The organism is Actinoplanes cyaneus (assembly GCF_016862095.1).
Lineage (GTDB): Bacteria > Actinomycetota > Actinomycetes > Mycobacteriales > Micromonosporaceae > Actinoplanes > Actinoplanes cyaneus.
Genome location: NZ_BOMH01000164.1, coordinates 1 through 1050, shown reverse-complemented (window position 1 = coordinate 1050; position 1050 = coordinate 1). Strand labels below are relative to the sequence as shown.

Genomic DNA, 1050 nt, shown 5'->3' with positions numbered 1-1050 from the left:
CCTCCTCGCTCACCGAGGACGCGGTCGTCGACCTGGGCCCGGCAATGCAGCGCATCGGGTACGAGTTCCCCCCGCTGGGCCCGCGGGAGGTTGCCGTCAGCACGCTGATCGGTGCGGTGGGGCCGCTGGACAGCAGCCACGCCATCAGTAACATCCGGGCCGCCGTCGAAGGGGACACCGCCACGGTGTACGCCTACGCCCAGGCACAGCACTTCAAGCCCGGCACCGGGTCGGACCCGAAGGTGACCCGGCACGCCCTGATGATGAACCGCTACACCGCCTCGATGGTGCGTGACGGCGAGCAGTGGCGCATCCGCCACCTCGAGATCGCGAACGCGTGGTTCGACGGTGACCCGCTCATGCTGCTCGGCGAGTGACCTCTCGCCTTCAGCGGGCATGGACCACGGCAGGGCCCTCCGATCGGTTTCCCCCCGGCGGGCGGGCCCTGCCGCATCTGCAGCGGCCATCTCAGGACGGGGCGGGAGCGCCTCTTGGTCGCTTGATCAGTTCGAAGGCATCGTGGGGCGCGTCGCGGTCGCGTCCAGGGCGTCCGGGTCGAGGGCCGGCACCTGACCGGAGCCCTCGATGAGGCGGTTCGCGGCGTCGGCGCCCTCCTGGTAGAAGTCGTGGAGCCGGCGCAGCGCCTCGTCCCGCGTCGGCACCGGGTCTGTCTGCGCGGCCAGTTCGAGCGCATAGGAGCGCACCAGCATGTGCAGCCGATAGCGGTGCGGCCGGTGCTGCGTGACCAGGCGGGTGCGCAGCAGCTCGGCCAGGAGTCTCCGTGTCTCGTCCGCGCCGGTCCCGGCCAGGACGGTAGCCGACTCCGCGGTGATGTCCGGGCCCGGATGCAGCGACAACAACCGGAAGAGGTGGGCCGCGGCCGGCGTCAGCCGCCGGTAGGACCAGGAGAAGATCGCGCGGAGATCGTTGTCCAGGTTCTCGTCGGCGAAGGCGTCGAGAGTCTGCTGGGCGGATCGCAACTCGGCCAGGATCGTCGACAGGGGCTGGTCGATGGCCCGCGCGGCGACCACGGCCATGGCCAGGGGGAGT

General features: G+C 71.0%; 1 protein-coding gene and 1 pseudogene. One reads left to right on the top strand and one right to left on the bottom strand.

Annotated elements, in window-relative coordinates; translation table 11 throughout:
- Nucleotides 1-377, top strand: a 377-nt coding sequence (locus Acy02nite_RS46170; protein ID WP_203756812.1) for a nuclear transport factor 2 family protein, incomplete at its 5' end; no start/stop codon positions are given.
- Nucleotides 378-503: 126 nt separating this feature from the next.
- Here Acy02nite_RS46170 and Acy02nite_RS46165 read toward each other — a convergent pair.
- Nucleotides 504-1050, bottom strand: a pseudogene (locus tag Acy02nite_RS46165) (ATP-binding protein); the annotation flags it as partial.